Origin of the sequence: Paraburkholderia panacisoli (genome assembly GCF_008369935.1) — a bacterium.
In the GTDB taxonomy this organism is placed as follows: Bacteria; Pseudomonadota; Gammaproteobacteria; order Burkholderiales; family Burkholderiaceae; genus Paraburkholderia; species Paraburkholderia panacisoli.
In genome coordinates, this window is the sequence record NZ_VTUZ01000106.1 from 1 (window position 1) to 6,291 (window position 6,291).

General features: G+C 60.6%; 4 protein-coding genes and 4 pseudogenes. 5 read left to right on the forward strand and 3 right to left on the reverse strand.

Annotated elements, in window-relative coordinates:
• The first annotated feature begins 644 nt into the window (after positions 1–644).
• Positions 645–908: a hypothetical protein gene (locus FVF58_RS50480; protein WP_090839219.1), complete on the forward strand. Its 264-nt coding sequence runs from the start codon at positions 645–647 to the stop codon at positions 906–908.
• Positions 909–980: 72 nt separating this feature from the next.
• On the opposite strand, the gene FVF58_RS50485 is transcribed toward FVF58_RS50480, so the two are convergent.
• Complete coding sequence (locus FVF58_RS50485) at positions 981–1,130, reverse strand: cytochrome P450 (protein ID WP_246217610.1); 150 nt, start codon at positions 1,128–1,130, stop codon at positions 981–983.
• 102 nt (positions 1,131–1,232) lie between these two features.
• Here FVF58_RS50485 and FVF58_RS54055 point away from each other — a divergent pair.
• Both FVF58_RS54055 and FVF58_RS50495 read left to right on the forward strand, forming a co-directional pair.
• Positions 1,233–1,538, forward strand: a pseudogene (locus tag FVF58_RS54055) (hypothetical protein); the annotation flags it as partial.
• A gap of 429 nt (positions 1,539–1,967) precedes the next feature.
• A pseudogene (locus tag FVF58_RS50495) lies at positions 1,968–2,173 on the forward strand (cold-shock protein).
• Between the two features lie 244 nt (positions 2,174–2,417).
• Here the strand turns inward: FVF58_RS50495 and FVF58_RS50500 are convergent.
• Entirely contained in the window at positions 2,418–2,849 is a 432-nt protein-coding gene (locus FVF58_RS50500; RefSeq protein WP_149676913.1) for a PIN domain-containing protein, read from the reverse strand.
• On the reverse strand, positions 2,846–3,088 hold the full coding sequence (locus FVF58_RS50505) for an AbrB/MazE/SpoVT family DNA-binding domain-containing protein (RefSeq protein WP_149676914.1): 243 nt from the start codon (positions 3,086–3,088) through the stop codon (positions 2,846–2,848). Before FVF58_RS50505 ends, FVF58_RS50500 begins: the two co-directional genes overlap by 4 nt.
• A gap of 283 nt (positions 3,089–3,371) precedes the next feature.
• On the opposite strand from FVF58_RS50505, the pseudogene FVF58_RS50510 reads away from it, so the two are divergent.
• A pseudogene (locus tag FVF58_RS50510) lies at positions 3,372–6,203 on the forward strand (Tn3 family transposase); the annotation flags it as partial.
• Positions 6,204–6,210: 7 nt separating this feature from the next.
• Positions 6,211–6,291: pseudogene (locus FVF58_RS50515) on the forward strand (IS6 family transposase); the annotation flags it as partial.

Sequence of the window (6,291 nt, forward strand, 5' to 3'; positions counted from 1 at the left end):
TAAAACGGCAATCGTCTAGCGTTTGGGTCGACTTATTCGTAGTCCACGGGTGCATGTCCCGCCTCGACTGGCAGCTCGCTGCCAGTCCCACAGTATCGATGAAAGCGGGACGGACTATCTATATCGGGTCGACGATCAACGACGGCTCGCTCGTTCGCGTTCCCGCTGCCGGATCGGTACCACGCATGGCCCACCAGACAACTGTCCGTCCCGCGTCCTGCATACACCGCGTTTTGCAGACGGGACGTTCGACCGCCGCGTGCATCGGACGCGACCACGCCGATGTCTGCCTTGTCCGCTGTCGAGTTCGGGTATTTATGTCAAGCGTCGACGTCCGCTGCCCCGCCTTCCTCCTCTGCCCCGCGAAGCAGCCAATCAAACAGACAGCTTGTCGGCGTTATGCAAAGCCTACCAGCCTTCCACAAGGCCGACGATCGGGTACATGCTTTTGTGTGTTTTCGGCCCGCAGCTCGTCCTGAAAAAAGCTAGCGGTGGTTCCTCGACCTCGGATTGCCTCGTTGTACTTCGCTCATATCCCTCAGGCCACGCTCCTGTCGCCGCCATTTGAAAAACCCGCGTTCGGTCTGATTTCGCGATGTCATCGTGCTAGGATGCTTTTCGCTCACCGCGCCGAGGAACCAGCCATGGCAGCCCATGACTTCACCGAGTTCTCCTGGGACGAACAGGAAGACGTCAAGGCCGTGCTTGCAAGCCGCGGACTCGACCTGCGTGAGTTCAAGATCACGGACAATGACGACTATCCGGCGGGCGGCCGGAAGGGCGCGGTCCGGCAGATCTCCGTAACACGGGTCACCAACGGCAAGACGGCGATCTACGACACCGATCACTTCGCCACATGGCTCACGGATTTCGCCGACGCTCTGCAAGCAGGCGAGTTTGACGACTGAAGTCGCAGCATTCGGGGTGTTATATGCCTGGCCATCATTCGACGTGTGTATGGCCGAGACGCGATCCTCTCGTTAAATGATCAGCCTGTCTGGCTCCTCGAATTTTGCCGGGTCGCGATTTGCGGCGCCGAGCGACAGAAGCACGAACGTGCCCCTGGGTAACGTGCCGCCGTCGATCTCAGTGTCCTCGAACACGCTGCAGGATCTGCGCCGAACTGTCATAGCGCAAGCACTCGCTAACAGCTCGCGGTACCAGTTCCATACGTGCCCTCAGCCAGTCAAGCTGGTCAGGATGCCGATGCAAAGCAATCAGCGCATTGCCGATGCGTCGTCAGCCCGCAAGTTCATGTCAATGATTCCCCAGACGACCTTACCGGTCGCTCACTTGAAGCAAGTGATGGCGAGGCACCTGAAGCCACGCCGGCAACCCGTGAGTCGCTCCCGGCTACCGCAACACCTCAGCGAAACCCGGTACCGCTCCCGGTCGCGTCCGTGACCAGCCTGGACGGTCTTCACGGTATTGAACCGATAGCTGGAGCATTGATCAAGACGCTAGCAGGTAAAGCACGCACGGGTCGACTGGACGAATTGAAAGCGCTGGAACTTTTGCAGCAAGCGGTCCTGTTGTGAATCGGTGGTAGCGTGCCCCGGCCCCTCGTGCCATGACGCATAAAACGCACTGAGGTGGTCGGGCCTGGTGCGCAAAAAATCCGCCCGGCTCAATTCGACGATCGGCCATGGATCCCGTCGCTGACAGTCGTGAGTGCGGCGCTGGCGACGAGATTGAACTGAATTAGTCCCCATGTCGACAGGAAACGGCTGTCACGGCGACTCACGAATGCGCAACAGCATCAGATAATGCAGCCGCCGTCGGCCACAAGGACCGGCGCCTGAACCGGTTTGGGCCACTGGAAAGCGGGAAAGCATACCGTGCGCTGTCCGTGGACCTGCTGATTGGCAGGTCTCACCCCGGCGTGGTAAAAGGTCGTCCGTCGCGGGCGGTCGCTCCGTGGCGTACCGCGTTCGCGAATGCGATTATCAACGTCTACAGGTTCAAAAATGGCAACTGGTACAGTGAAATGGTTTAACGATGCGAAGGGCTTTGGTTTCATCACGCCGGGACGAAGGCGGCGAAGACCTGTTTGCCCACTTCTCCGAGATCAAGACTGAAGGCTTCAAGTCATTGCAGGAAAACCAGAAAGTAAGCTTCGACGTGGAAGATGGGACCGAAAGGCAAGCAGGCCGCAAATATCATGCCTGTGTAACCGGCACGTGCATCATCCTGCCGCGTAACCGGCCCCGCACGGGTCACATTTACCGCAATACGACTACCTGCCGGGTCGCCCGCATCAATCGCTTCACCGGTCCGCGTAAGGAATCCTGCGAGCTGAACGGCGGCGCATGGACATGGGCGGTCAACCGTTTTCCTCGCGCAGCAGTCCGGCGCGCCGGATGGAAAAGCGTCGACGGTACAAACCGTACGACGCCCGACGACGAATCACGCGGCAGTCAACTGGGTGATCGGAACGGATTGACCACCGTCAGCCGGTCGAAGATGACCTGGCCGTGTTGCATGTCTTCACTGTAGAGAACTTCGCAATCTTCAAGCAACGCGAAGGCGATGATGCACGAATCGTAGAACCTGAATCCGTAGTGTTCGGCGATACGGCGTGCTTCCTTGTGGACTTCAAGCGTCAGTGGCACGATCTCGCAGAACTCCTCCACATCGCCGAGGAGGACGTTGATCTCCGGCCACGAGAGCCCCATTTTCCGGCTCATGACAAGCGTAACCTCGTTCATTACCTGCGTGCTGATGACGGCCTTCGAAGTCTCATGCACCACCAGCGCCTCGGCCCGGTCAGCCTTCGCGGCGTCGCCGGAGAACAGATAGGCAATCACATTGCTATCGACGGCAAATCGCGTCGGTGCCTCAACCGTCATTCAGCGTTTCCCCTTTCGCTGAGCGATTCCCGATCGAACTTGAAGTCGGCAGGCAGTCGTCCGCGGTACTTGCGCAGGCGCTCTATCCGCTCAGCGACTGTCGGCTGTTTGCTGATCGAGAACGCGCCGGATTGGTCGGCATAGATCTCAATGTCGTCGCCCTCCTTCAAACCGAGTGCTTCGACAACGCTCGCGGGCAGCCGGACGGCAAGGCTGTTGCCCCATTTTGCGACTTGCATGATTACCTCCATTGGATACACATAAAACGCATTGTATATCCAATCCGATGCTTTTCAAGTCCGCCGCGATTCTGATGATTGCCCAATTGCCTCGCGAGTGACCATTCGTGCCCGTCGTTCGCACGCGCAGGGCAGAGGTCGGGGGATAAACAAGGTAAGCGCAATTTTCTATCATAAGCCTTGTGGTTATGAAGACTGACCCAATCATTACGATTTGATGCAGTAACGTCTGATTTTTCTTGCGCTAAATCTGAGCGGCCCTCTGCGATCTGGACGACTCGCGATGGCTACCCTCGAACGCACCGCGTATCCGCGGTTCCCCGAGGTTCTGGCACCCCGGGAACTGCAAGCCTGCTACACGCCGCTATCCGATGAAATCGAATGGGCGCGGCGGTCAACGCGGGGCGAGCCGCCTCGATTGGGCCTGCTCGTGCTGCTGAAGGTCTTTCAGCAACTGCACTATTTCCCGCCGATCGACTCCATTCCGGTCGCCGTCGTCGATCATGTACGGGCGGCCGCCAACATCGCGGACACCGCGCGATTCGGCTACGACACCGCGTCGTCCCCAACGCTCTGCCGGCATTACGCCGCGGTACGCGCCTATTTGAACGTGAAGCCGTATTACGGCACCGACGCGAACGCGATCGCGACACGCGCGGCGCACACGGCGTCGCTGACGATGGATCAGCCCGTCGACATCATCAACGCGACGATCGACGAGCTGATCGCGCGCGATATCGAGCTGCCGGCGTTCTCGACGCTGGACCGGCTGACCGAACAAATCCACGCCCGGGCGCAGTCCCGACTCTTCAAGCGCGTCACGCGACGCCTGACCGATGAACAGCAGCTCACGCTCAACCGGCTACTCGCACGCGACCTGTCGAGCCGGCAGACTGCCTACAACCGGATCAAGCGTCATGCGAAACGCCCATCGCGGCAGCATCTGGACATGCTGATCGACCAGATTTCCTGGCTTGACGAGATCGGCGATTTTTCACTGGCCGTCGCCGGAATTCCAGCCTCAAAGCTGCGCTCGCTCGCGAATCAGGCGATGGCGCTCGATGCGTCGGCACTGAGGAACGACACGCTGCCCGAGAAGCGCTACACATTGATCGTCGCGCTGCTCAACCGCATGCGCGTGCGTGCCCGCGACGATCTCGCCGACATGTTTGTACGGCGCATGGGTGCCATCCACAAGCGCGCGAGCGACGAGCTGGAAGTGATCCAGCGCAAACAGCGTGACCAGGTCGAGGACCTCGTGGTCCTGCTTGACGGCGTGGCCGACATCCTTGCCGACGAATCCGACGAGACGGCCATCGCCGGGGCGGTCAGGAAGCTGCTCGCGCCGAAAGGCGACCTGGAGCCGTTGCGCGAGAGCTGTGCCGCGATCCGCGCGTTCAGCGGCCGCAACTATCTGCCGCTGCTCTGGAAGCACTTCAAGGCCCACCGTTCGGTCATGATGCGGGTCGCCCGTACGCTCGAATGGGATTCGACCAGCCTGGTCCGTACGCTGCTCGATGCTCTCGACGTCGTGCTGGAAAACGAGTCGCGGCATCGCGAGTGGATCGATGCCGATGTCGATCTAGGCTTTGCCGCGCCGCGGTGGCGCAAGCTCGCACGTCGCTCCCACGGCGACGGATTGCCGACCAATCGACGGTATCTCGAACTCTGCGTCTTCTCGTACATGGCCGAGGAGTTACGGGTCGGCGATCTGTGCGTATCCGGCTCCGACGCCTACGCCGACTATCGCGACCACCTGCTGCCGTGGCGGCAATGTGAGCAGCAGTTGCCCGGCTATTGCGACAAGCTCGGCATGCCAACAACCGGCGATGACTTCGTTCACCATCTCCGTCAATGGCTGACGGACGCGGCCCGCAAGCTCGATGACGAATTGCCGCGCAAGCGCGAGCACGTCGTGATCGACCGTCACGGCGAACCGATCCTGCGCAAAACCGTCGCGAAAGAGATCCCGGCGAGCGCGATCGCCCTGCAGGAGCGGCTCAACGCCCGCCTGCCGACGCGGAACATGCTGGACATCCTCGCGAACATCGAACACTGGACGCATTTCACGCGGCACTTCGGGCCGCTGTCCGGGAGCGATCCCCAGATTCGCAAGGCCGCCGAGCGCTACCTGCTGACCATTTTCGCGATGGGCTGCAATCTCGGCCCGACTCAGGCGGCCCGCCATCTCGACTCGGATGTCGCCGCGCACATGCTCTCGTTCGTCAACCGCCGGCATGTGAGCCTGGACAAGCTCGAGACCGCGCAGCGCGAGCTGATCGAACTGTACCTGCGGCTGGACCTGCCCAAACACTGGGGCGATGGCAAGACGGTAGCGGCCGACGGCACGCAGTACGACTTCTACGACAACAATCTGCTGGCCGGCTATCACTTCCGCTACCGGAAAATGGGCGCGGTCGCGTACCGGCACGTCGCCGACAACTATATCGCCGTGTTCCAGCACTTCATTCCGCCGGGTGTCTGGGAAGCGATCTACGTGATCGAGGGGCTGCTGAAAGCGGGCCTGTCGGTCAAGGCCGATACCGTCCATGCCGACACGCAGGGCCAGTCGGCCGCCGTGTTCGCGTTCACGTACCTGCTCGGCATCAACCTGATGCCACGAATTCGCAACTGGAAGGACCTCGTCCTGTACCGGCCGGACAGCAAGGCCAAATACGAGCACATCGACAAGCTGTTCACGGCGACCATCGACTGGGTGCTGATCGAGCAGCACTGGCAGGAGCTGATGCAGGTCGCGCTGTCGATTCAGGCGGGCCCGATCTCGTCGCTGCTGCTGCTGCGCCGGCTCGCCTCCGAAAGCCGCAAGAACCGCCTGTACCTGGCCGCCCGCGAGCTGGGCAACGTCGTTCGCACGGTGTTCCTGCTTGAGTGGATCGGCAGTCTCGAATTGCGGCAGGAGGTCACCGCGAACACGAACAAGATCGAGTCGTACAATGGCTTCTCCAAATGGCTGTCGTTTGGTGGCGACGTGATCGCCGAGAACGAGCCAGAGGAACAGCAGAAACGGCTACGCTACAACGACCTGGTCGCGTCGGCCGTGATCTTGCAGAACACGGTGGGGCACTGTCAGGTTAATGGGGAGGCGGCGGTAGAATAAAGTGATGAAGAAGACAAAATCGCTTTATCACGGCCACCGCTTCCCTGCCGTCGTCATCAGCTGCGCCGTTCGCTGGTATTTCCGG

Excerpts from the sequence above, each read along its gene's own strand:
- FVF58_RS50480 (WP_090839219.1), top strand. The coding sequence starts at position 645 with ATGGCAGCCCATGACTTCACCGAGTTCTCCTGGGACGAACAGGAAGAC.
- FVF58_RS50485 (WP_246217610.1), bottom strand. The coding sequence starts at position 1,130 with ATGACAGTTCGGCGCAGATCCTGCAGCGTGTTCGAGGACACTGAGATC.
- FVF58_RS50500 (WP_149676913.1), bottom strand. The coding sequence starts at position 2,849 with ATGACGGTTGAGGCACCGACGCGATTTGCCGTCGATAGCAATGTGATT.
- FVF58_RS50505 (WP_149676914.1), bottom strand. The coding sequence starts at position 3,088 with ATGCAAGTCGCAAAATGGGGCAACAGCCTTGCCGTCCGGCTGCCCGCG.